The organism is Paenibacillus sp. 79R4 (assembly GCF_013393165.1).
Taxonomy (GTDB): Bacteria; Bacillota; Bacilli; order Paenibacillales; family Paenibacillaceae; genus Fontibacillus.
The window spans coordinates 1-24326 of the sequence record NZ_QJOT01000017.1; the positions used below are offsets into that span (position 1 = coordinate 1).

Consider the following 24326-nt stretch of genomic DNA (forward strand, 5'->3'; position numbering starts at 1 on the left):
AAGCCGCCGCAGGCGGAAGGTCGCCGGGCACCGGGCGGCGGCCCGGGGACGCCCCCGGCGCGCAGCAACCGCGCGCGGCGGGGCAAGAGCGGAAGACGGCTGAACAGCGCGTCTTCATCAAGATCACGGCGGCGGCGGAGAACGCCGGCCTGCTCGTGCAGCTGAAGCAGCTGCTTCAGCTGCATCCTGGCCCACTGGCCACGGTGCTGTTCTACGAAAGCACCGGGAAGCTGCTCGCGCTTTCAAATCGCTACAGCATCAAACCAACGCCTGACTTGCTCCATGAGATGGAGCAAATGCGGGGGCAGGATACGGTGAGGATCAGATAAACTCGATTATAAATAAAGAGAAAACGCTTGGTTTTGAATAAAAGGCTTGCTAAAATGCAGGCTTTTTTTCTTTAACACGCCCAATCCCTCATTTTTACTGAAATGCATTAATGCAGGAGCTCCATATTCTTATGCCGTTTTTATCTCGTATCGAACAGCAAAAACTCATAATCTCGTTATAGCGGGCCTATTTTGTTAATAAATAAATCCCAATGAGCCTTCTCCAATCCTTTGTCATTTTAACCTCCTTAATTAATAGAAATAAACGCCCCGATTCCATAGCGATATGGATGGGGCGTTTTTCGTAAGATGATCATCAGTTATCAGTATATTAGTAATTGGATTGTTTATCCAATCCCAGTGAGGCTGCTATAATAATTGGCTGTTTCAAAATCGCCATTTTGCCTGTCGGATTTCAGCTTTTTAGGGTTAGAGAATATATTGGTGCCTGGATGAGATGATAAAATTCCGTATTGCAAAAAAACCAACATTTAGGTTTTGATTATTCATTCTTGAATTGCCTTATTAGAGGTTTTTTTATGAACATTTTATGTGACACCTGCATACACTTAGGAACACGAGAGGACAGGGAGCGGGGGCAAGGGAGGTTATCGTTGAGACGTTTACAAAATACTGACTCGCTGCTGGGCGATAAACACGCGTGTACAGCCTTAAAATTGATATTAAGCGCAGGAAGGCTGGAGGATATAACCGGCCAGGCAGCTTTTAAGAACTTATAAATGTTGAACATGGTGCAAGACGCCAGTAAAATTTTCGGCATAAAAGAGAACGCGCTGCGAACATTTGAAATCCGTAATTTCGCGCAGAAATGCGGAGGATAAATGTGCATTTTACATTTTTTAAATAGGGTCAACACGAAGCTCTTGGGAGGGAAAACAATGTCATTTGAATTAGCGGAAGCGCAGTTGTTGAAACGGGGAGTAAAACTTGAGGAGATTGCCCAAATTGTTTATAAGCTTCAATTGCCGTATCATGATGATTTGACGGTAGAACAATGCTATGATAGCGTGAAGGCGGTATTGCAAAAACGCGAGGTTCAGTATACGCTTTTTACGGGAATTGCACTTGATGAACTGGCGGAGCGAAAGCTGCTCCCTGAGCCTTTGCAATCGATTATGGAAGCGGATGAGCCGCTCTATGGCGTGGATGAGACGATGGCGCTGGGCATCACTAGCGTGTTTGGAATGATTGGGCTGACGAGCTTTGGTTATCTGGACAAGGTTAAGCCGGATTTGATCGGCAGACTGAATAATCAGGGAGATCATATTCATGTTTATTTGGATGATCTGGTCGCGGGGCTTGCTGCCGCTGCTTCGGCACGGATCGCCCATAAAAGTCAAAAGGCAACAAACTACTCCAAGGGCTGATTTATTGGTCTATAATGCGTGTTCAACAACTCTGCCCGACTTGTTGAACTTCCTCTAATTAAGTCATAAAATGCCGGAGTTTATGCGGACTCCGGCTTGTTTTTAACTCCCTTGCTCTGTTGCGGGACTTTTGAACATTATGTTATCATTACTCTATTATACGGGCTTTAGTTGAGAGGTTAGGGGGCTTTGAGTAGGGCATGTGGACCGTAATGTATATTGCTCCTACCGCTAAGATTGCGGAAATGATCAAGTCAAAACTCACAGAGGAAGGCTTTCTAGTCCAAACACGTCCTGTTAATTTATCCAAACAGCAGTTTGAAATATTGGTTCCTTCAGGGGAACTGGAAGAAGTTCAAGAAGTGTTGAATTCAATATTGCATCCATAAATGACAAGGAGACAACATTACATGTTATGTCCTTGTTTTCAGGTGCAATAGAGGATGTTCAGAAAGTCGGCTTTGTATAAAGACACCGATTGAAGTCATTCAAGGAGGAGCGACCGCGACTCAAAGACAAGCTTTCCTGCGGTATAGATTTCATCAGCTTCCGCTGATAAGAAATAGATACTATACCGACACGAAGTAGCACTGAAAGGTGCATTTCGGCATCGAAGCCGAACCTAAGCTGATGCTTACAAAGTCATGATTTGAGAGGGACGTCCCGGATACTCACGTACCCCAGGCGTACGTTGTGCTTCTCATGCAAAGCCTTGTCCAATCTTCTCGGTGCTGAAAATTGGCCTTTTTGAACACATACTAAATAATAAATTAACGGCTGAAGAGGTGTAGCTGTGTTTAAAGACTTATTTCAGAAAAAAAGAAAATACGCGACCATTCCTTCAGAACGTTTGGGGAGCGACGCGAATGCTACGTCGGCGGAACGGCCGAAGCGTGAAATCCCGGAAGGTCTGATGAATAAGTGCAGCCGCTGCGGCAGCATACAATACAGTAAGGAGCTTGAAAAGAACCTTAAGGTATGTCCTTCTTGCGGCTATCATATGCGCCTCAACGCGATGGAACGGATCCGTATGACGATGGATGAAGATAGCTTCCTCGAATATGATCGGGATCTGGTATCCGAAGACCCGCTTGAGTTCCCGGGATATGCGACGAAGCTGGAGCAGCAGGCCCTGAAGTCGGGATTGCGTGAAGCGGTCGTGACCGGTGAAGGAACGATTGGAGGATTTCCGGTCGTGGTTGCTGTAATGAGTTTTGATTTCTTTACGGGGAGCATGGGCTCGGCTGTAGGCGAGAAAATTACGCGCGCCATTGAAGCGGCTACAGAAAAACGCCTCCCTATCATTATTTTCTCAACATCGGGTGGGGCCCGTATGCAGGAGAGTATCCTCAGTCTGATGCAAATGGCGAAGACAAGTGCGGCTCTAGCCCGTCATCATGAGCAGGGTGGATTCTATATCTCGGTCATTACCGATCCGACTACCGGTGGGGTATCGGCCAGCTTTGCTATGCTTGGTGATATTATCATCGCTGAGCCGGGAGCTGTGTTCGGATTTGCCGGCAGAATTGTGATTGAGCAGACGATTCGTCAGAAGCTGCCGGAGGATTTCCAGACCGCGGAATTTAACCTGCAGCACGGTCAGCTGGACCTTGTTGTTCATCGGAAAGAGCTTAAGGCAATGCTGACCAAATTGATCGACTTGCACAGCGTGAAGGGAGGAGCATAAATGGCTGGAGAATTGCCTTTTGAGACACCTCTTGTGAAACTGCGCGAGAAAATTAATGAACTGAAGCAGTTTGGTCAGGAGAAGGGAATCGATTTCAGCGAAGAAGTTGCACGGCTGGAGGAACGTTACAAGCAGCTGGAGGAAGAAATATACAGCTACATATCGCCATCGCAGAAGATGCATCTGGCCAGACATCATCAGCGTCCAACCTCGTTGGACCTGATTAATCTGATCTTTGAAGATTTTATTGAACTGCATGGGGACCGTCTATTTGGGGACGATTTAGCCATAGTGGGCGGTCTGGCTAAACTGGATGGAACCGCTGTTACGGTCGTCGGCCAGCAGCGCGGCAAGGATACGAAGGACAATATCGCCCGATTCTTCGGCAGCCCGCATCCGGAAGGGTTCCGCAAGGCGCTGAGACTGATGCATCAGGCGGAAAAGTTCGGCAGACCTGTGATCACCTTTATCGATACCAAAGGCGCTTATCCGGGCAGTACAGCGGAGGAGAGGGGACAATCCGAGGCGATCGCCCGCAACCTGCTGGAGATGGCCGGGCTTCGCGTACCTGTTATTTGCGTAGTGATTGGCGAAGGCGGCAGCGGAGGTGCTCTGGCACTGGGGGTCGGCAACCGGGTCCTGATGCTGGAGAATGCTATATATTCTGCAATCTCGCCAAACGGAGCGGCCTCGATCCTGTGGAAGGATGCCTCCAAGGCGGATATGGCTGCCGAAGCAATGAGGATTACTGCCCAGGACCTGCTGGAGATGGAAGTCATCGAAGGGATTATTCCTGAACCGCGCGGTGGTGCTCATCGTGATTATGAGACGACTGCAGCAGCGATCAAACAGGAATTGCTTGTTCAATTGCAGGAACTGTCCGTTATGAATTCGGACGAGCTGCTGGAGGATCGCTACAGAAAGTTTCGTAAAATCGGCAAATTTACGGAGCAGGCAAGAATGGAAGTCGAGCTTTCCGACTCCGATGAAGCGGCAACCGCAGAGCCTGTGCCGGAAGTCAAGCCAGAGCCGGATGAGAAACATGCCGAAGATAAGGATAAAGTTGTTATAGAATCTTCCGGTTCAGGAAATGAATAGGACAGTTATATTGTTAATATGACAAATTCCCTATACAAATCGGTTAAACTGTAGTAAATTTAGTTGTTGGAAAAGATGAATCAAAAAAGTATAGAGAGAACATTAAAACGGAGGAAACCCAAAATGCGCAAAACAAAAATCGTATGTACTATCGGTCCTTCCAGTGAATCGTTAGAAAACACCAAGAAATTAATCATGGCCGGAATGAACGTTGCTCGCCTGAACTTCTCGCATGGTGATTTCGAGGAGCATGGCAACAGAATCAAGACGATTCGCCAAGCGAGCCAAGAGTTGGGGAAAACGATCGCCATACTGCTGGACACCAAAGGTCCTGAAATTCGTACCGGTAAATTGAAAGAAGAACCAATTGAACTTGTACAAGACGAGTTCATCACTTTGACCACCGAAGAAATCCTCGGTGACAAGAACCGTATCTCCGTCACTTACAAAGAGCTTCCTGGAGATGTGAAAGTGGGTTCGACTATTCTGATCGACGATGGTCTGATCGGATTGGCCGTTGAAGAAGTTCAAGGTACGGAAATCAAATGCCGCATTGTTAATGGCGGTACGATCAAGAGCAAGAAGGGTGTTAACGTTCCAGGCGTGAACATCTCTTTGCCAGGTATTACAGAGAAAGACGCTAACGATATCAAGTTTGGGATTGAACAAGGCATCGATTTCATTGCGGCTTCCTTCGTTCGTAAAGCAAGCGACGTACTTGAAATTCGTAAACTGCTCGAAAGCTCGAACGCAGCACACATCCAGATTATCTCCAAAATTGAGAACCAGCAAGGTGTGGACAACCTGGATGAAATCCTTGAAGTGTCCGACGGCTTGATGGTAGCACGTGGTGACCTTGGCGTGGAAATTCCTGCTGAAGATGTGCCGCTCGTGCAAAAATTGATGATCGAGAAATGTAACCGCGTTGGCAAGCCAGTTATTACGGCAACGCAAATGCTGGACTCCATGCAACGCAACCCGAGACCTACTCGCGCTGAAGCAAGTGACGTAGCGAATGCAATCCTTGACGGTACAGATGCAATCATGCTTTCCGGTGAGACAGCTGCTGGTAAATATCCGGTTGAGTCTGTTCAGACGATGTCCCGCATCGCTGAGAAGGCTGAATCTGCGCTTGATTATCATGGTATTCTCGTGAAGCAAAGAATCGCTCAAGAGACTACTGTTACCGAAGCAATCAGCCAAGCTGTTACAACTTCTGCGCTTGAACTGAACGCTAAGGCAATCATTACTTCGACAGAAACGGGTTATACAGCTCGCATGGTATCGAAGTATCGTCCGCAAGCACCGATCATTGCTGTAACGACCCAAGAACAAACCTTGCGTCGCCTTGCTTTGAACTGGGGCGTTATTCCGGTTAAAGGCCATACAGCTACATCAACGGATGAAATGTTCGACAATGCTATGAAGGGCGGACTTGAATCCGGTGTCGTTGTTGATGGAGATCTCGTAGTCATTACTGCTGGAATTCCTCTGGGAAGCTCCGGTTCGACGAACCTGATCAAGGTTGGCCAAGTTCATAATTAATGGATAAGATGCACGGATATAGTGCATGGAGATAAGAAGCAATGGGACAACCGGCAACGGTGTGCCATTGCTTTTTTTTCAATAGATATCGATATATTTAAGCACAAGAGGAGGAATTATAGAGCATGTATGTAAGCGAGCTCGGCATCACGCCTAAATATTTTGAATATGATATGATGGGGATTATTTATCACTCGCATTATTTGGAGTGGTTTGAGGTCGGCCGGTTGAAATTAATCCAGGACCTGGGCTTGAGTTATTTCGAGATGGAGCAGTCCGGTTATATCTCCCCGGTTCAGGAGATGAAGGTCGAATATAAGCGGGGAGTCCGTTATGGTGAAGAGGTGCTGCTTCGCACCTGGATCAAGCAGAACGGGGGAGTTAAGACCGAATATGCTTATGAAGTGTTTAACGGTGAGGGGACATTATGCGTTGTAGGTACATCGGTCCATTATGTCGTTAGGTGCGAGGACTTTAAGCCTGTGCAATTCAAAAAAGTGTTTCCTGAATGGTATGCTGCATTTGAGAAAGCAAGCAAGTCCTGAACAATTTTGATTCTGGAGTCTCAAAACGGTAAAATATGATTCATAGGTATTTTTTGCTGAAGAAACTTGCTGGTGAAAAGGAGTTATTTATGCGCAAATGGATTGCCGTTTTGATTGTATTATTTCCAATTGTAGAGTTTTGGGGATATGCTGAGGTTGGTGGAAGGCTGGGCGTAGGCAAGACGATCTTCCTGACCGTTGCGACTTCGATCATCGGCGGCTTGATGATGCAGTTCGAAGGCAGCAAAGTGATGGCAGATGCGAAATCGCAAATGAATGGCGGACAGATTCCCGGACGCACGATGTTGGATGGAATGTGTGTATTCTTTGGGGGGATTCTGCTGCTGATTCCCGGCTTCGTTACGGACATTATCGGGTTTACGATGGTGTTCCCGCTCACCCGTATGATCTACCGGAAGCTGCTCTTGAAATGGATAGAGAAGAAGATGAAGGATGGTTCGATCACCTTTTATCGCCGTTGACTTATCTCGGTTTCATGTATACAATATTTTAAATTGAATGTTCAAAAGTCCGGTTTTCAGCACCAAAGCGGATGAGATTCTATATCGCCAGAAAAGCTGCTGCTGAATTATAGCCGCTTATCCATGAATTTGGATGGATTGGTTTTCTTATCGAAGGCGGACTTTTTAACTATCTATATAAAATTCTACGATCGGGAGAGTAGCTTATACTAACCTGCAATTAGCGAGCCGGGAGGGTGCAAGCCGGTGCAGAACAGGATGAGCGAAGCGCACCCGGGAGATGGTCTTCTGAAGCTAAGGTGAGTAGGGAGATCCGGCAGCTGGACGTTAACCAGCCTTAAGCAGGTTGGATCAGCAGGTCCGGCACGTAGAGTGGTACCGCGGGAATATAAGTCTCTCGTCTCTTCAATAGAGATGAGGGGCTTTTTTATTTGTTATTTTGGATATAGAAATAAGGAGCTGAAGATTATGGATATGGCAAAATCAAAAGTTGCACAATGGATCTCGGAGCTGCTGGCCGATACTCCTGCACAGGAGATACTGGCGTTGCTGGAGTATCCGAAGGAGGGGGCGCTGGGGGATCTGTCCCTGCCCTGCTTCAAACTTAGCAAGAAGCTGCGGAAATCTCCGCTGCAGATTGCTGCTGAGCTGAAAGAAGCGCTGGAGCCGAAGGCAGCGGAAGGTGATTTTATCGACCGGATCGAGTCGGTGTCCGGATACTTGAATTTCTTCCTGAAGCAGAGCTACCTCGCCGGGAGCGTCGTGCATACGATTCTTAACGCAGGAGAGCGTTACGGATCTAAAGATATCGGCGCCGGGAAGACGATCGTGATCGATTTCTCCTCGCCCAATATCGCCAAGCCATTTCACGTTGGCCATCTGCGTTCAACGGTTATCGGCAATGCGCTCTATCGGATTCATTCCTTCTTAGGCTATCAATCCATCGGGATTAACCATCTGGGCGATTGGGGCACTCAGTTCGGGAAATTGATTGTCGCCTATCGGCTATGGGGCGATGAAGCACGGCTGGAGCAAGGCGCGATTGATGAGCTGCTGGGTCTGTATGTAAAGTTCCATGAGGAAGCAGAGCGTGATCCTGGTCTGGAGGATGAAGCGAGAGCCTGCTTCCTGAAGATGGAGCAAGGTAACGAGGAAGTGCTGGCCCTTTGGCAGCGCTTTGTCGATATCAGTCTGGCGGAATTCCAGAAAATATATGACCTGCTCGGTGTGGAATTCGATTATTTTACAGGGGAGAGCTTCTATAACGATAAGATGGAGCCGGTGATCCAGGAGCTGAAGGATAAACAGCTTCTGGAGGAGGATGAAGGGGCCTGGCTTGTTCGTCTCGATCAATACAACATGGCTCCGGCTTTGATGCTAAAGAAGGATGGAAGCACCCTTTACCATACTCGGGATGTGACGGCGGCGCTCTACCGTAAGCAGACCTATTCATTCGACAAGGCGTTGTATGTCACGGACTACGCCCAGAATCTGCATTTTGCCCAGTTGTTCAAGGTTGTAGGGCTGATGGGCTATGACTGGGCAGAGGACGAGATGATCCATGTTCCCTTTGGCCGAGTGACTCTGGAGGGGATGAGCTTATCGACCCGTAAAGGCAATGTCGTGAAGCTGGAGGAAGTGCTGGAGCAGACGATTAAGAAGGTTAAGGAAATTATCGAAGTCAAAAATCCGCAGCTGCAAAATAAAGATGAGGTAGCCCGTCAGGTCGGAGTTGGCGCTGTCATCTTTAATGATTTGAGTGCGAACCGGATTAAGGATATCGTCTTCTCCTGGGATAATGCGCTTAGCTTCGAGGGCGAGACGGGGCCATATGTGCAGTATTGCTATGCGAGAACCTGCAGTGTATTGCGTAAAGCGGCTGCGGATCTCCCTCCCGGCAAGAAGATGGTCGAGGCCTCACTACTGGCCGAGCAATTCGATCCCGGCAAGCTGCAGTATTCTACGGAGATTGCTATATTAAAGGAATTGGCCTTGTTCCCGGAACGGATCGTACAAGCCGCAGTCAAGCTAGAGCCGTCGATCGTTACTCGCTATTTAATTGACCTTGCCCAGGCTTTCAACCGCTTTTATCATGATTGCCCGATTCTTGTGGAAGATGAGAAGCTAAGAGCGGCTCGTCTTGCTTTGGTCAAGTGCGTGCAAATTACACTTCAAAATGGATTCCGTCTGATCGGATTGCAAGCACCGGAGGAAATGTAGCTGTATAAGGGAGACGCGCGGCATTATTGCGTTCTTCCGTTCATGATATAGTCCCTCAGCTCATGGAAGACGCCGGCTTTAATAACGGCATTAATGACGACGAGGGCGACGGGCCCGATAATAAGCCCGAGTACGCCGAACAGCTGCAAGCCGACGAACAAAGAGATCATAGTAGGCAATGGATCGAGCCCGACGCTAGTCGCCAGCACCTTGGGCTCGATCAGTTGTCTGGATACAAGAACAACTCCGTATAAAATAGAAAGCCCGATGCCCAGCGCGATGTTGCCTGTCATGAAGGCATAGACGAGCCACGGGATGAGAATCGTGCCGACGCCTAAGTAAGGCAGCAAATCGACCAGTCCGATCAGAATAGCATAAGTTACCGGTGAATCGACTCGCAGGATGAGAAGTCCGATGCAGACGACGAAGGCGGTAATCGAGATCATAATGAACTGGGCCCGCAGGTACCCGAATAACGCCATTTGCAAATTGTTCCGTATAACCCCTCCCATTTTGAACCATCCCTTAGGCATAATTCCGAGGATCATCCGCTTGTTCTTATCCCAACCGTTGCTAATGAAGAAGGCAGACAGCAGGATAATTAATAAAATCAGGCCCAGGCTGGGCAATGAGGTAATCACGTTAATGACTCCATTAAGGAAGCTGGTAATGATTCGGGAAATGGCGTTGCTAATCGTTAGCGCAGCATTATCAATATTTTTAGTGAAGGTGTCGCCGTAGCCTGGATTCCGTACGATAAAAGAATTTATTTCATTAAACAGTCTTTGCAGCTCCTCGTTCTGGCCCCAAGAGATGAACTGATCGCGCCACTCCCCGATATGCTCATTAGCGGTGTCCGCAAGATGAATCATTTCCTTAACCATACGGGTGACGGCAGCTGTAATGACGATGGCTCCGGCTGAGAAGTAGACAAGTATGGCCAGTATGACGGAAGCCCAGCGCGGCAGCTTTAAGGTCTCTTGCATCCACTGGACAAATGGATTCATGGCATAGGCGATAATCCATGCGATCAGAAAAGGGTATATGAGCGGCAGTACCCAATAAAATGTAAGGCAAACTGCCAGCACCGCAAGACATACCCAGGCACCGCGCAGTACTCGTTTTACAACCATGTAATCCATTCGTATCCCCCCTTTTTTGGATTGGACAGGTTTTACTCTATTTCTATTTCTCTTTCAAAATTAGTATTACAGAAACAAAATTTATTGGATGATGTGACTTTTGTCGTTGCAATTCGGAAGAGATTACAAAAATTTCTTTATATGTGTGAAAAAATAATTTGATGTGTCTATAACGACTCAAGTTGTTCCCTTGCTCCTAGAAATCCAGTATGATTATTTAAAAGAGTTTTAGTGTCAGTTCCTCCCTAATATTTCATCCGCGATGCTATATTACGAAAATTTTAAACTTCAAAATTGAAAATGTTTTCAATGGTTTATTTTCCCAATTTCGTATTTGAAGGAGAGATGTACATGACAGCTACCAAAGGACTTGAGGGCATTGTCGCTGCGACTTCCTCAATCAGCTCCATACATGATGGCGTGCTGGCTTATCGAGGCATTAATATCGATGATCTGGCGGAACGGGCAAGTTTCGAAGAGACTGCTTATTTGCTCTGGTATGGGAAGCTGCCAACTCAGACCCAGCTTGCTTTTCTGCAGCAGCAGTTGAGTGATTTTGCGGCTATTCCGGAGCCATTGCTGGCTCAATTGAAGTTGTTCCCGTCCGATGCCAACACGATGGCTGTTTTGCGTACGGCCGTATCGGCACTAGCTCTATATGATGAAAATGCGAATGACATCTCCAGAGAAAGCAATCAGATTAAGGCAATTAAATTACAAGCGCAGATTCCTACAATTATTGCCGCTTTTGCCCGGATTCGCGAAGGCAAGGAGCCGCTCGCTCCATTGAAGAATGTATCAATCGCGCACAATTTTCTGTATATGATGACGGGTGAAGAACCGGATGTTGTAGCCGTCAAAGCTCTGGACCAGGCGCTTGTGCTGCACGCGGACCATGAGCTGAATGCATCAACCTTCTCGGCTCGCGTGACCATTGCGACACTCTCGGATATTTATTCGGGGATCACGGCTGCGATTGGAACCCTGAAGGGACCGCTGCACGGTGGAGCCAATGAAGCGGTGATGAAGATGCTGTCCGAAATCGGCAGCCTTGATAATGTAGAGCCTTATATTCTAAATAAGATTGCGAACAGAGAGAAGATTATGGGCTTTGGACATCGCGTATACAAGAATGGCGATCCGCGTGCCAAACATCTACAGAAGATGTCTCGACAGCTCGGCTTGCTTAAGGGAGATTCCACCTTATTCGAGATGTCAGCAAGAATTGAAGAATTGGTAACGGGCCAAAAGGGTCTTAGACCCAATGTCGATTTCTATTCTGCTTCGGTATATACCATGCTTGGAATTCCATCCGATTTATTTACTCCGATCTTCGCGATCAGCCGCTTGTCCGGTTGGTCTGCGCATATTCTCGAACAGCTTGACGATAACCGGATTATTCGTCCGCGCGCTGAATACACGGGTCTTATCAATCAGAAATATATTCCAATTGATCTCAGATAATGGTCTGGCGGGAAATCTTCCCGCCAGTAGTTAATACATGCCTAAATTTGGCTTCGGGAAGGTTGGATGAAGCAGGAGCAGGAGAAGTGCAGCGTATATAGTTAGTACGTGAGCACTTAAGATGTTTCCTCAGGAAACATCACTTCGTAAGCATTCGCTTAGGCCTGCGGGTTCAAGCTTCAATGCCGATATGCACCTTTTAGTGCTGCTTCCTGTTAGATATAAAATTTATTCCTTATCAACGGAAGCTGATGAAATTTTATATCGCAAGAAAACCCGCCTTTTTCATCTCGCGATCGCTTAAGCCTTGAATTGGCCAAGTTTTGTTTTTTATCAAAGAGGGACTTTTTAAACAACCTTTGTTAGAATGAGAATCAGGTGAATAGCCTGTTCATTAAATATATACGAGGAGGAACCTATAAACATGCTGCAACTTACTAAGTTTGACCTTCCAACAGAAGGAGAAAAAATCGTAATCGATAACGGCAAATTGCAAGTTCCTAACAACCCAGTTATCCCGTTCATTGAAGGGGATGGAACAGGCCGTGACATTTGGAGAGCGTCCAAGCGCGTATTGGATGCTGCGGTTGAGAAAGCATACAAAGGCGAGAAGAAGATCGCCTGGTATGAAGTTTTTGCAGGGGAAAAAGCTTTTAATACATACGGAGAATGGCTGCCGGCTGATACGCTGACTGCAATCCGTGAGTATATTGTAGCGATCAAAGGGCCGCTTACTACGCCGATCGGTGGGGGGATTCGCTCCTTGAACGTGGCGCTGCGCCAAGAGCTTGACCTGTATGTATGTCTGCGTCCTGTACGTTATTTTGACGGCGTACCTTCTCCGGTGAAGCGTCCGGAGCTGGTAGATATGGTTATTTTCCGCGAGAATACAGAGGATATTTATGCAGGCATCGAATACAAGGAAGGCTCTGAAGAAGTGAAGAAGGTGCTGAGCTTCCTGCAAAATGAGATGGGCGTTAATAAAATTCGCTTCCCTGAGACTTCGGGTATCGGTATTAAGCCGGTGTCAGAGGAAGGCTCGAAGCGATTGGTTCGCGCGGCAGTTGAATATGCGATCAAGCATAGCCGCAAGAGCGTAACGCTCGTTCACAAAGGGAACATTATGAAGTTCACAGAAGGCGCCTTTAAAAATTGGGGCTATGAAGTGGCTGAAGCCGAGTTCGGCGATAAAGTGTTCACATGGGCGGAGTATGACCGCATTAAGGAGCAATCCGGTGCAGATGCTGCCAACAAGGCGCAGGAGGATGCGCTTGCAGCTGGCAAGATCCTCATTAAGGATGCGATTGCTGATATTGCCTTGCAACAGGTATTGACGCGTCCGACTGATTTTGATGTGATCGCTACGCTGAACTTGAACGGCGACTACTTGTCCGACGCTCTGGCAGCGCAAGTAGGCGGGATTGGTATTGCTCCGGGAGCGAATATCAACTATGTAACAGGACACGCCATCTTTGAAGCTACGCACGGTACGGCTCCGAAATATGCGGATCTGGACGTGGTAAATCCGGGTTCGGTTATTTTGTCTGGCGTTATGCTGCTTGAGCATTTGGGCTGGCAGGAAGCGGCTGACCTGATCTATAACGGACTGGAGGCCTCGATCAACAACAAGACGGTAACTTATGACTTTGCCCGTCTGATGGAAGGCGCAACAGAAGTGAAATGCTCGGAATTTGCCGATCACGTCATTAAAAATATGTAATAGAATTAGGTCTGTTCAAAAAGGCCGATTTTCAACACCGTGAAGGTTGGGTAAATCCAGGGACTGGGGAAGCGGAGCGCAGGAAAAGGCTGCGTGAGCAACGGAAGGGCCCGGCTGAATTCAGGATTCGATGCCGAGCCTGCTCCCTGCTTCACTTTGGGTTAGATATAGAATTTATGAGTGAGTGATCAGCTCGGCTGATGAAAATTCTATATGGCAGAAAACCTACCTTTAAGTCGCTTGTTCGCTCAACTTTAAATTAGCCCTGCTGAGGTTTTCTTATCAAAAGCGGACTTTTTGAACAACCTCTAATAAGGAGCCTGGAAGAACGCTCGTTATTCTAGTTGGTAGTCTTCAAGAGGAAGGAGTCTCCTTTGGCAGGAGGCTCCTTTTAATTATTGGCAATGATAGGTATAATAGATTGTAATAAATCTAATTTATTTTGGAAGGATGATCAAGTTGTATAAGTTTATGCTATTTCTGCATATCGTAGGCACCTTGGCGTTAGGGTTCTATCTGGTGCTGCCTTTTGTAATGGCCAAAGTTAATAAATTGTCCTCTGCCGCGCAGGAAGGGACCATGAGCGCTGTGAAATCGCTGAACACCTTCGCACAGATTGGCCTTGTCATTCAATTATTAAGTGGCGGGTATATGATCAGCAAGGGAGAATATTCCGTACCTTGGATGATCATTATTGTTATCTTGTTCCTCGGCATCGGCGCTGTAGGCGGTATTATGGGCAAACCGCTGCGTCTGGCGATCGAAGGGATCCGTGCAAATCGCAGCATTTCCGCTGAGAGCAGCAAGCTGGCTACGTTAAGCTATGTGGTAGCGCTGCTTGTACTCCTGATCAGCTTCTTCATGGTATTTAGCTCTATCATTTAATCTATCGTATTAAAATAAATTCAGTAGCTCCTGATCATCATCTACTCGATGGTGGTCGGGAGTTTTTTGTATTGTCATGCGCATAACCGCATAACCTGCTTTCCTCAGGCCATCTTAATAAAGATGGACCATAACTGAACAGAAAGGAAGCGACATATCAATATGGCTAGTAGTGGGCAGAGTAAACCAACGATGCCGCCGCAGCATCAGAATCAACAGCCTGGGTTGGAGCATAAGATGAAACCCTTGCCGGACTATGAGGGACCCTATAAAGCGGCGGGGAAGCTGATGAATAAAGTCGCCCTGATCACTGGCGCTGATAGCGGCATAGGAAGGGCGGTTGCCGTTGCTTATGCAAAAGAAGGAGCAGATATCGCCGTTGTCTATTTAAGTGAGCATGAGGATGCTGCGAAGACGAAGCGAGAGGTTGAGCAGGAAGGCAGAAAATGTTTGCTGATCCCGGGAGATATCGGCAATGAGAGCTTTGCGAAGCAGGCTGTTCAGCAAACCGTAGAGCAGCTGGGAGGACTGGACATTCTCGTAAACAATGCCGGTGAGCAGCACCCGCAGCAGGATATAGCGGCTATTACCTCCCAGCAGCTTGAGAAGACCTTCCGCACGAATGTTTTTGGCATGTTTTATCTGACACAGGCGGCGTTACCGCATATGAAAAAAGGCAGTGCGATTATTAACACGGCTTCTATAACCGCTTACAGGGGCAACCCCACGTTAATTGACTATTCGGCATCCAAGGGGGCGATCGTCAGTTTCACCCGCGCCCTGTCGATGAACATCGTGGGCAAGACCGGGGTTCGTGTCAATGCTGTGGCCCCAGGCCCGATCTGGACGCCGCTGATCCCTTCGACCTTCGATGAACAGCAAGTATCCAAGTTCGGCGGGGACACGCCGATGCAGCGCCCTGGCCAGCCGGAGGAACTCGCCCCGGCGTACGTCTATCTGGCTTGCGACGACTCCTCCTACATGAGCGGGCAAGTGCTCCACATCAACGGCGGAGAGATCGTCAACGGCTAACCGAGTGTGAAGCGGAGTAGTGAGCGTGGAGAAGAGTAATGAGTGTGGATGAGAGTAATGAGTGTGGATGAGAGTAATGAGTTGTGGAGAAGAGTAATGAGTTGTGGAGAAGGCTAATGAGTGAGAGTAGAATAATGAGTAAGAGTAGAGTAATGAGCGTGAAGTAGAGTAATGAGTGTGAAGCAGAGTAATGTGTATGAAGCAAAGAAATGAGCATGAAGCAGAGTAATTGAGCGTGGAGCAAAGTAAGCGCTAGGAATTCAAAAGCCCTCTTGATAGGCTTCCGTTAAAAGAAGCTGGGTCAAGGGGGCTTAATCTTACTCGGAACAAACTCTAACGAAACAGGGTATCGCTATTTGAGCAAAAACAGGCGATTTGAAATTCTAACGAAACAGAGTATCGTTATTAAGCCAAATATACAAAATAAACCCTCGATTTGGCCTAAATAACGATATGGTGTTTCGTTAGATTAAAATCGTCACGGATTTCGAGGTAATAACGTGTTGTAGTTTCGTTAGAGATACACCTGTCCGAGGCTGAGCTAGCGATAGAGCTTGAGCCAATTTGGGCAGAAGTGGGCCGGAAGCTGGATAGCAGCCGTGGCATCACGGAGTTGCGGCGCCGCCCCCGAGCCCGACTGCGACCCGATGCTAATTATTGTTCCGGTTGCTCGGATAGCTCATCCAGCGTCATTTCGAATCCGGGGGCAAAATGCTCCAGGAAATAGCCGATTTCCGGCAGGTTCAGCACATCCAGCTTGTCATAGAGCTGTTCCTTCGCGACGGCGAACTCCCGGTTGCCGCAGGTGAGCTCCCAGGTGCATTTTAAATAGGCATCAAGGCTGTCGGCCGCTTTGACATATTTTAATAGCTCAGCATCCGCCGGGTTCGTGTCTGTTCCATTGGGGAACAGCATGATCTGGTAGCTGCTGCGAAGCTCCGGCGGCACCATGGACAGCAAGCGCTCGCCGGCAATGCTCTCCATCTCGCGGAAGCTGCCGAGCAGCTTTGGATTATGATGCTTTACCGGGGTTGGAATATCGCCGGTGAATACCTCGGTGGCATCATGGAATAAGGCCAGTGTGGCAGCACGTTCCGCATTCAGCTGACGCTGGAACAGCTTATTGCCGATCTCACAGAGCAGGTGGGCAAGCAGGGCGACATGGAAGGAATGCTCAGCTACATTTTCTTCCGTGGTGCTTCGCATTAGGCTCCATCGTTTGATCGAGCGCAGGCGATACATATAAGCGGAAAAATGATAATTCATCAGTGATAAACCTCTCTTTTTTTAGGGAAAAGTCTGTATAATTTTGTAACCTGAAGCATGGTACTATGTTATTATAAAGCTATTGAAGAGGATAAAGCTATCGGCAGTATGCAATGATTGTAATGCTTTTGTGTCATTTTGGACAATCGAGAGGAGAGCATGGTCTATGCAACAAATTCAAGAGAGTATTTATGAATTGATTGTTGAAACTTCGACGAATTTACCCGGCGATGTACGACGGGCGATTAATCGCGGAAAAGCGCGGGAGAATCAGGCGACACGGGCCGGGCTGGCTCTGTCGACGATCTCGAAGAACATTACGATGGCCGAAGAACAAGTGTCTCCGATCTGTCAGGATACAGGGATGCCTACCTTTATTATTCATACACCGATAGGCGTCAATCAGCTTGAAATTAAAAGAGCGATCCAGGCAGCGCTGCAAAAGGCGACCAAGGAGGGCAAGCTGCGTCCGAATTCTGTGGATTCGCTGACAGGGGAGAATAGCGGCGATAATCTCGGTCCGGGCACGCCGGTGGTTCATTTTGAACAGTGGGAGAATGATTATATAGATATGCGTCTGATCCTCAAAGGCGGCGGCTGTGAGAATAAGAACATCCAATACTCGCTGCCGACAGAGCTTGAAGGACTTGGACGTGCTGGTCGAGACCTGGACGGTATCCGTAAGTGTATTTTGCACGCCGTATATCAGGCACAAGGACAAGGATGCAGCGCCGGATTCATTGGCGTTGGCATCGGTGGGGACAGAACGACGGGCTATGAACTGGCCAAACAGCAATTGTTCCGTCAAGTAGAAGATGTGAATCCGAACTCCGAACTGCAACGGTTGGAGGACTATATTTTGGATAAAGCGAATGAGCTGGGGATTGGGACAATGGGCTTTGGCGGGGAGGTTACCTTATTAGGCTGCAAGATCGGCGCGGCTAATCGCTTGCCGGCGAGCTTCTTCGTCTCGGTAGCCTACAATTGCTGGGCTTTCCGCCGTCAAGGCGTGGAGATCGATCCGGCTACAGGCGGCATCGATAAATGGATCTATGAACGGGGGAATGAGGAACCGTCTGCACCACAGACCACCGCTCAAGCAGCTGATCACGCCACAGAACAGACCGCGGCATCTCAGTCTCGTGAGATCGTGCTGCAGACTCCGATTACTGAGGAGCAAATCCGCAGCTTGCGGGTCGGCGATGTTGTTATTATTCAAGGCGAGATGCATACCGGTCGGGATGCGCTGCATAAATACTTGCTTGATCATGATGCACCGGTGGATCTTAACGGAGCGGTTATATATCACTGCGGACCGGTAATGCTTAAGGATGAAGAAGGCTGGCATGTGAAGGCGGCAGGACCGACGACAAGTATCCGGGAGGAGCCTTACCAAGCGGAGATTATCAAGAAATTTGGCATTCGCGCAGTGATCGGCAAAGGCGGAATGGGGCCGAGAACGCTCGCAGCATTGAAGGAGCATGGGGGCGTTTATTTAAATGCGATCGGCGGAGCGGCGCAATATTATGCGGAATGCTTCAAGAAGGTGAACGGTGTCGACTTCCTTGAATTTGGTATTCCGGAAGCGATGTGGCATTTGGGAGTCGAAGGATTTGCCGCGATCGTGACGATGGACTCGCATGGTGACAGCCTGCATGCAGGTGTAGAACAAGCATCGAAGGAGAAGCTGGCTACTTTTCAAGAAGCCGTATTTAAATAGATGAAGACTTTTCGAACACGATTAACCATCATATTAATGAGTCTGATCGGCATATCGATGCTTGCGGCAGGATTGACGATGGCCCAACTTTTTAGAGACTCACATATCCGGGCGCTAGAGGAGAATATGTCCCGGGAAATTGACCTGCTGCAGAGCACATTCCAATTCAAACCCGTTGACTCGAATGAAACAGAGGAATATTACTCGGAGCAATCGAGAAAGATCGAGAAGCTGATTGATTCCAGGGTAACCTTTATCGCTTTGGATGGAACAGTGATTGGAGATTCGGAAATGCTTCCTTTCGGGATGGACAATCATTTACAGCGTAAGGAAATCATTTCGGCGACCCAGGGAGACATTGGCAGCTCGATCCGTTACAGCGAATCAATCCGTGAGAATATGCTCTATGTTGCCAAGCATGTCACGTCCGAGGACAAAAGCTTTGATGGCTATATTCGCCTGTCGATGAGTTTGCGAACGGTGGAGCGGGATCTGAATAAAGGCTGGCTCATGATGGTGGGCGGTTTGCTGTTGTTATTCTTGGCCGCAGCTCTGGTAAGTTACCGGATATCCAAAGGATTAACGAAGCCGCTGGAGCATATTACTGTAGTGGCGAACCGGATCTCACGGCTTGATTATGATGCGAGGGTCCAATTATCGCGGCGGGATGAGATTGGGCAGCTGGGGCTGGCTATCAATCGAATGGCTGGAAGCCTGCAAGAGCAGATGAAAGTGATCCGCGATAACGAGGACTTGCTGCAGAGCGTTCTCACGAATATGGTCGGCGGTATTCTGATGGTCGAAGCGGATGGACGTGTCGCTCTTATGAACCGGGAAGCAGAGGACTTCCTGCATGTGAAGCAGGAGAAGTTCATTGGCAAGTCGTGTTTGGAGCTGAAGCGGAATCATGATTTTCAGCAGTTTATGGCTGAGGGCATAGACACGAAGGAGTACCTCAAGGAAGAACGAAACGTATATGATCCCGAACAGCGCACGCTCCAGTTCGAGCGGGTGCCGATGTTCGAGGATGATGGCAAATACCGGGGGATGCTCTTCCTGCTGCAGGATGTAACGGAAATTCGCCGACTGGAGACGATGCGAAGCCAATTTGTCGCGAACGTCTCGCATGAATTGAAGACTCCTATCGCCGCGGTGAAGGGCTTTGCTGAGACACTGCTTGCCGGTGGTGTGGAGGATAAGGAGACAGAACGATCCTTCCTGCAGATTATTTATGACGAAGGAGATCGGTTGAATCGGCTGATCGGTGATATTCTTGATCTGTCGAAGATTGAGTCCAAGCTGATTCCGCTTGAATATTCACCGATTCAGCTGAAGGAATTGATTAACCGCATATACGAGGTTTTGCTTCCAACCGCTTCGCGCAAGTCGATTACGATGAGCAACCATGTTCCCGAGCATCTGTTCCTTGAAGGGGACGAGGATCGGCTCCGGCAAATATTTATGAATCTGTTATCAAATGCGATCAGCTACACATTGGAAGGCGGCAGGATTAAGGTTGAAGCCGAAATCGTTAACGCAGCGGATGACCATGAGGAGGAGCGGGTGAGGATCTCCGTGAGCGATACGGGCATCGGGATTCCGAAGAAGGACTTGCCACGTATTTTCGAGCGCTTCTATCGCGTGGATAAGGCGAGATCGCGCAGCTCAGGCGGTACCGGACTCGGGTTATCCATCGTCAAGCATCTGGTTGATCTCCATCATGGGACGATTATGGTGGAGAGCCGGGTTGGCGAGGGAACGACCTTTATCGTCGAGCTGCCGATTACACAAAATTTAGCATAAATCTGGTACGTCGTTAATTTTTATCATTATTTTACACTGCGTTAACATTGCGGTGCTATGCTGGGCTTGTCAGGAGGAATGGAGCGGGTATGGAGCCGTTTCTCCTGGCTTTATCAGTCCGTGTGTGGGCATGTTAAGTTGTATAGTCATTTTACGAATCGATAGTAGACAGGCATTCTTGAAATATGGGGGTTAATATGACTCAACGACTGCTAGTAATTGAAGATGAACCGACGTTATCAAGGCTTCTTTCCTATAATCTGACCAATGAGGGTTATCAGGTGACAGTTGCAGAAAATGGACAACTTGGCTTTGATATTGCGGCACAAGGAGAATTTGATCTGATTCTGCTTGATCTGATGCTGCCGGGGATGAATGGGTTCGAGGTACTGGCCAAGCTGCGGCAGATGGGTGTGAAGACACCGATTATTATCCTGACCGCGAAGAACGCGGAGGAAGAGGTAGTACAAGGCTTGAAGTCCGGCGCTGACGATTATATTACCAAACCCTTTGGCGTGGCTGAGCTGCTAGCCAGGGTAGCGGCGGTGCTGAGAAGATCGACGGGAATTGAGGAGAGGGAACCGCAGCAAGATCAGGACGAAGCGAAGATCTCGCTCGGACCGTTAGCGATCTTCCCGGATAAATACGAAGTCGTATTAAATGGCGAAGCGATTACGCTAAGGCCGAAGGAATTCGAGGTTTTGCTCTACTTGGCTCGTAAGCCGGGGGTTGTGCTTACGCGGGACGATCTGATGAACTCGGTATGGGGCTTTGATTATATCGGTGGACAGCGCACGGTGGACGTTCATGTCAGCTCGTTGCGGAAGAAGCTGGAGCTTGATCCGGAATCGGTGCATATCGACTCGATTCGCGGCGTTGGATATAAGCTGGTTGTCAATAAGAAGAAGGGTGCTCTGCATGGGTAATCATTCCATGGGGCACCTCTTTTTTTGAGTCTTGAATCCTGGTTCGAGTAATTTTACATAGTTCTTAAGGATCAGTAACACTCTGCGAATTAAAGTTTATTAAAATGTAAAAAAACATGTATATACATACCATTGAGGAGTGGTTGAGCATGGGATACGATACGTTGGTAATGGAACCGCAAGTACAGGAGAGCAAGCCTGCCGAATTGCAGGGTACAAAAAATGACCAGCCAGAGGCAGCTGCGGCTGAGAAAAGTCAGATCGAGATCGCTTCGTACACGAGGAATGTTCCAGCTATATCCGATAGTACATCATGCCAGCAAGTTCTGCATATATTTCAAAATAATCCTGCTGTTCCGTGTGTAGTCCCTTGTGACGATAGTAACGTACCCACCGGATTGATCATGCGCGACAAATTCTACAAGCATCTTGCCAGCCGGTTTGCAGCAGATTTGTTCTATGATCGCCCTGCCGTTATGTTCGCGGAGAAGGAGCCGCTTATTCGAGAGAGATCCACACCTGCACGTACGCTGCTGGATGCAGCCCTGGAACGTCAGGATGCCGAATTCTACGATTGTCTGATTGTGACGAAGCAGAGGAAACTGTTCGGGGTGTTGACGACCCAGGATCTGATGCTAATCTCACGAGAATTGGAACGTATGACGGATCAGCTTCGCAGCAGTGTAATTCAGGAAAGCCAAAGTCATGTGTTGGAAATTGCCAGCTCGGTGCAGCAAGTATCTACGATCTCTCACTTAAGCCTGAGCGAATCGCAGAAGATGAGCCATCTGGCCAAGACGGGGCGTTCCGAGCTAGAGGAGTTGAAGTCTTCATTCTCTCATGTGCTGGAGATGATGAAGCAGCAGCAAGGTCTTGTAACCGAGCTGCTTGAGCAGACGGATAAAATCTCATCTTTTACAGCTTCAATCCGGGAACTGTCGGAACGCAGCAAAATACTTGCTATCAATGCATCGATCGAATCTTCACGGGCAGGTGCATATGGCCAAGGTTTTTCCGTCGTGGCAAATGAGATGCGGCAGCTAGCCCAATCGACCAAGCAATTCTCGGAGGATATCGGACATGGTCTGGATATTATTCATACCCTGATCGAGCAGACAGCATCTGCCGTGTCGTCAACTTCCTACGAGATGAGCGTAAGTAACGAGCGTGTGGGCAAGGCGGATGAGACCTTCCGTGAGCTGGCGGACTCAGCCGATGTTGCTAAGGACCGCGGCAGGGAGATGTCCGATTCCTCCACGGAAGCGACAAAAATTACTGGGGATGTACTTCATAATCTGACCTCTCTGATGTAGAGAAAAGCCTAATTTTGATTACGAAGGATGAACAGGAATTTTTTGCGCCCATATGGATCACACTCTTTAATAATCCTGCAAAGCAGTTTTTACATTGCGTTTACATTTCCGATCATTCTCCTTTACATAAGTGAGATACAATGAAGCAATGTGAAGGTTTAACTAAAGAAGGTGGATGAGATGGCAACGATAACAGCACCAAAAGCAGTATCGACAACAACAGCTATTCAAATCGAACAATTAAATTTATTTTATAATCAGTTTCAAGCTCTCAAGAATATGTCACTTGATATTCCGGAGAAGGCGATTACGGCTTTTATCGGACCGTCGGGCTGTGGGAAGTCCACGCTGCTCCGGACGTTGAACCGAATGAATGATATGATTCCCGGAACCCGGGTTGAAGGAATCGTGCGCATTGGTGGCAAAGATATATACGGTGAGGACGTAGAAGTCGAGACGCTCAGGAAGCAGGTTGGGATGGTATTTCAGCAACCGAATCCTTTTCCAAAATCGATATATGATAATGTAGCCTACGGTCCGCGTCTGCACGGAATTACGAATAAAGCCGAGCTGGATGAAATTGTGGAACAGAGCCTGCGCCAGTCCGTTTTGTGGGAAGAGGTTAAGGATTTCTTAAAGAAATCGGCCATGAGCCTGTCCGGCGGACAGCAGCAGCGTTTGTGCATCGCCAGAGCGATTGCCGTGCATCCTGACATTCTTTTGATGGATGAAGCGACTGCTGCGCTCGATCCGATCTCTACACTCAAAATTGAGGAACTGGTGCAACAGTTGAAAGATAAATACACGATAGTGATGGTCACACACAATATGCATCAGGCGGCCAGGGTATCGGATAAGACGGTATTTTTCCTGAATGGTGAGATTATTGAAGCTGATGAGACGAGCAAACTGTTCTCAACGCCGCAGGATTCTCGTACTGAGGATTACATTTCCGGCCGCTTCGGTTGACATAAGGAGGATTATGAATGATACAAAGACGAGAGTTTGATCAGAATTTGAATGAGCTCCGTGAATTGCTGCAGAAGATGGGGGAGCATGTGGAGCATGCGCTGGTTGAAGCCGTTGCTGCCTTAAAAAGTCTGGATTCCAAGCGGGCCAAGGAAATCATTGATCGCGACCGCGAGCTGAACCAGATGGAGGAGCAGGTAATGGAGATCGGCTCGCGTCTTATCGTTACGCAGCAGCCGGTAGCTAAGGATTTGCGCAGAATTTTAGTTGCTTTCCGGATCTCCAGCGATTTGGAGCGGATGGGGGATCTGGCGATTGATATCGCCAAGGTGACGATTCGTCTTGAAGGTCAGACCTTGATCAAGCCGCTTGTGGACATTCCGAAGCTTGCTGAGCTCGTTGTAGCCATGATCCAAGAGTCGCTGCAATCCTATCTGGACGAGAATACAGACCTGGCTTATAAAATGGCCAAAGACGATGATGAAGTCGATCATTTGTACAGCCAGACCATGACAGACCTATACAAGATTATTATCGATCACCCTGACTCATTGCATCAGGCTATGTCCTTGACCCTGGTTGGTCGTTATATCGAACGGATTGCCGACCATGCTACGAATATCGGAGAGAGTGCCGTATTCTTGGTGACAGGGCATCGTCCAGACCTTAATCACTAATTGTATACCATTTTTGTCGAAAAGTGCCGGATATTTCTCCGGTGCTTTCTTTTTTATTATAGGGATGCCATGTGTTAGAATATAAGGAAGGAGTATTTTGAAGGGATTGTTTATG

At 48.1% G+C, this 24326-nt stretch carries 21 protein-coding genes and 1 other annotated feature; of the genes, 19 read left to right on the forward strand and 2 right to left on the reverse strand.

The window, feature by feature from the left end; translation table 11 throughout:
- The 9 genes from DMN77_RS19660 to argS all read left to right on the forward strand — a co-directional run.
- Positions 1-329, forward strand: a 329-nt coding sequence (locus DMN77_RS19660) for a hypothetical protein (RefSeq protein WP_179016095.1), incomplete at its 5' end; no start/stop codon positions are given.
- 899 nt (positions 330-1228) lie between these two features.
- Positions 1229-1717 carry a phosphatidylglycerophosphatase A family protein gene (locus tag DMN77_RS19665; protein ID WP_068780312.1) on the forward strand — a complete coding sequence of 163 codons (489 nt, stop codon included), beginning with the start codon at positions 1229-1231 and terminating at the stop codon, positions 1715-1717.
- 200 nt (positions 1718-1917) lie between these two features.
- Positions 1918-2106 (forward strand): glutamate decarboxylase, encoded by a 189-nt coding sequence (locus tag DMN77_RS19670; RefSeq protein ID WP_068780313.1) that lies wholly within the window; start codon positions 1918-1920, stop codon positions 2104-2106.
- Between the two features lie 404 nt (positions 2107-2510).
- Positions 2511-3404 carry an acetyl-CoA carboxylase, carboxyltransferase subunit beta gene (accD, locus tag DMN77_RS19675; RefSeq protein ID WP_179016096.1) on the forward strand — a complete coding sequence of 298 codons (894 nt, stop codon included), beginning with the start codon at positions 2511-2513 and terminating at the stop codon, positions 3402-3404.
- Positions 3405-4502 carry an acetyl-CoA carboxylase carboxyltransferase subunit alpha gene (locus tag DMN77_RS19680; RefSeq protein ID WP_179016097.1) on the forward strand — a complete coding sequence of 366 codons (1098 nt, stop codon included), beginning with the start codon at positions 3405-3407 and terminating at the stop codon, positions 4500-4502.
- Positions 4503-4625: 123 nt separating this feature from the next.
- On the forward strand, positions 4626-6047 hold the full coding sequence (gene pyk / locus DMN77_RS19685) for a pyruvate kinase (RefSeq protein ID WP_068780315.1): 1422 nt from the start codon (positions 4626-4628) through the stop codon (positions 6045-6047).
- Between the two features lie 125 nt (positions 6048-6172).
- A complete protein-coding gene (locus DMN77_RS19690; RefSeq protein ID WP_179016098.1) occupies positions 6173-6592 on the forward strand; it encodes an acyl-CoA thioesterase in 420 nt (139 codons plus the stop codon).
- 89 nt (positions 6593-6681) lie between these two features.
- Positions 6682-7074 (forward strand): FxsA family protein, encoded by a 393-nt coding sequence (locus DMN77_RS19695; protein WP_068780501.1) that lies wholly within the window; start codon positions 6682-6684, stop codon positions 7072-7074.
- Positions 7075-7252: 178 nt separating this feature from the next.
- Positions 7253-7482, forward strand: a binding site (T-box leader).
- A gap of 60 nt (positions 7483-7542) precedes the next feature.
- Positions 7543-9294, forward strand: coding sequence for an arginine--tRNA ligase (argS, locus tag DMN77_RS19700; RefSeq protein ID WP_179016099.1), 1752 nt, complete (start codon positions 7543-7545; stop codon positions 9292-9294).
- 23 nt (positions 9295-9317) lie between these two features.
- On the opposite strand, the gene ytvI is transcribed toward argS, so the two are convergent.
- Positions 9318-10436 (reverse strand): sporulation integral membrane protein YtvI, encoded by a 1119-nt coding sequence (gene ytvI / locus DMN77_RS19705; RefSeq protein WP_179016100.1) that lies wholly within the window; start codon positions 10434-10436, stop codon positions 9318-9320.
- A 351-nt stretch (positions 10437-10787) separates the two neighbouring features.
- Here ytvI and DMN77_RS19710 point away from each other — a divergent pair, with 351 nt between their 5' ends.
- The 4 genes from DMN77_RS19710 (at position 10788) to DMN77_RS19725 (ending at position 15537) form a co-directional block, all read left to right on the forward strand.
- Positions 10788-11900: a citrate/2-methylcitrate synthase gene (locus DMN77_RS19710; RefSeq protein WP_068780319.1), complete on the forward strand. Its 1113-nt coding sequence runs from the start codon at positions 10788-10790 to the stop codon at positions 11898-11900.
- Positions 11901-12324: 424 nt separating this feature from the next.
- Positions 12325-13620, forward strand: a complete 1296-nt coding sequence (gene icd, locus DMN77_RS19715) for an NADP-dependent isocitrate dehydrogenase (RefSeq protein WP_179016101.1) — start codon at positions 12325-12327, stop codon at positions 13618-13620.
- A 459-nt stretch (positions 13621-14079) separates the two neighbouring features.
- Positions 14080-14505 carry a hypothetical protein gene (locus DMN77_RS19720; protein WP_068780321.1) on the forward strand — a complete coding sequence of 142 codons (426 nt, stop codon included), beginning with the start codon at positions 14080-14082 and terminating at the stop codon, positions 14503-14505.
- Between the two features lie 162 nt (positions 14506-14667).
- Positions 14668-15537, forward strand: coding sequence for an SDR family oxidoreductase (locus DMN77_RS19725; protein ID WP_179016102.1), 870 nt, complete (start codon positions 14668-14670; stop codon positions 15535-15537).
- A 654-nt stretch (positions 15538-16191) separates the two neighbouring features.
- On the opposite strand, the gene yfbR is transcribed toward DMN77_RS19725, so the two are convergent.
- On the reverse strand, positions 16192-16803 hold the full coding sequence (gene yfbR, locus DMN77_RS19730) for a 5'-deoxynucleotidase (protein WP_068780323.1): 612 nt from the start codon (positions 16801-16803) through the stop codon (positions 16192-16194).
- 166 nt (positions 16804-16969) lie between these two features.
- On the opposite strand from yfbR, the gene DMN77_RS19735 reads away from it, so the two are divergent.
- The 6 genes from DMN77_RS19735 to phoU all read left to right on the forward strand — a co-directional run bounded on the left by DMN77_RS19735 (position 16970) and on the right by phoU (position 24211).
- Positions 16970-18523, forward strand: a complete 1554-nt coding sequence (locus DMN77_RS19735; RefSeq protein WP_179016103.1) for a fumarate hydratase — start codon at positions 16970-16972, stop codon at positions 18521-18523.
- The gene (gene pnpS / locus DMN77_RS19740) at positions 18524-20326 is read left to right on the forward strand and encodes a two-component system histidine kinase PnpS (protein ID WP_179016104.1); all 1803 of its coding nucleotides are present in this window, start codon (positions 18524-18526) and stop codon (positions 20324-20326) included.
- 197 nt (positions 20327-20523) lie between these two features.
- Positions 20524-21252: a response regulator transcription factor gene (locus tag DMN77_RS19745; RefSeq protein WP_068780326.1), complete on the forward strand. Its 729-nt coding sequence runs from the start codon at positions 20524-20526 to the stop codon at positions 21250-21252.
- Between the two features lie 149 nt (positions 21253-21401).
- Positions 21402-22565 (forward strand): methyl-accepting chemotaxis protein, encoded by a 1164-nt coding sequence (locus tag DMN77_RS19750; protein ID WP_179016105.1) that lies wholly within the window; start codon positions 21402-21404, stop codon positions 22563-22565.
- A 180-nt stretch (positions 22566-22745) separates the two neighbouring features.
- Positions 22746-23534 (forward strand): phosphate ABC transporter ATP-binding protein PstB, encoded by a 789-nt coding sequence (pstB, locus tag DMN77_RS19755; RefSeq protein WP_068780328.1) that lies wholly within the window; start codon positions 22746-22748, stop codon positions 23532-23534.
- A 17-nt stretch (positions 23535-23551) separates the two neighbouring features.
- On the forward strand, positions 23552-24211 hold the full coding sequence (gene phoU / locus DMN77_RS19760; protein ID WP_068780329.1) for a phosphate signaling complex protein PhoU: 660 nt from the start codon (positions 23552-23554) through the stop codon (positions 24209-24211).
- Positions 24212-24326 lie beyond the last annotated feature (115 nt).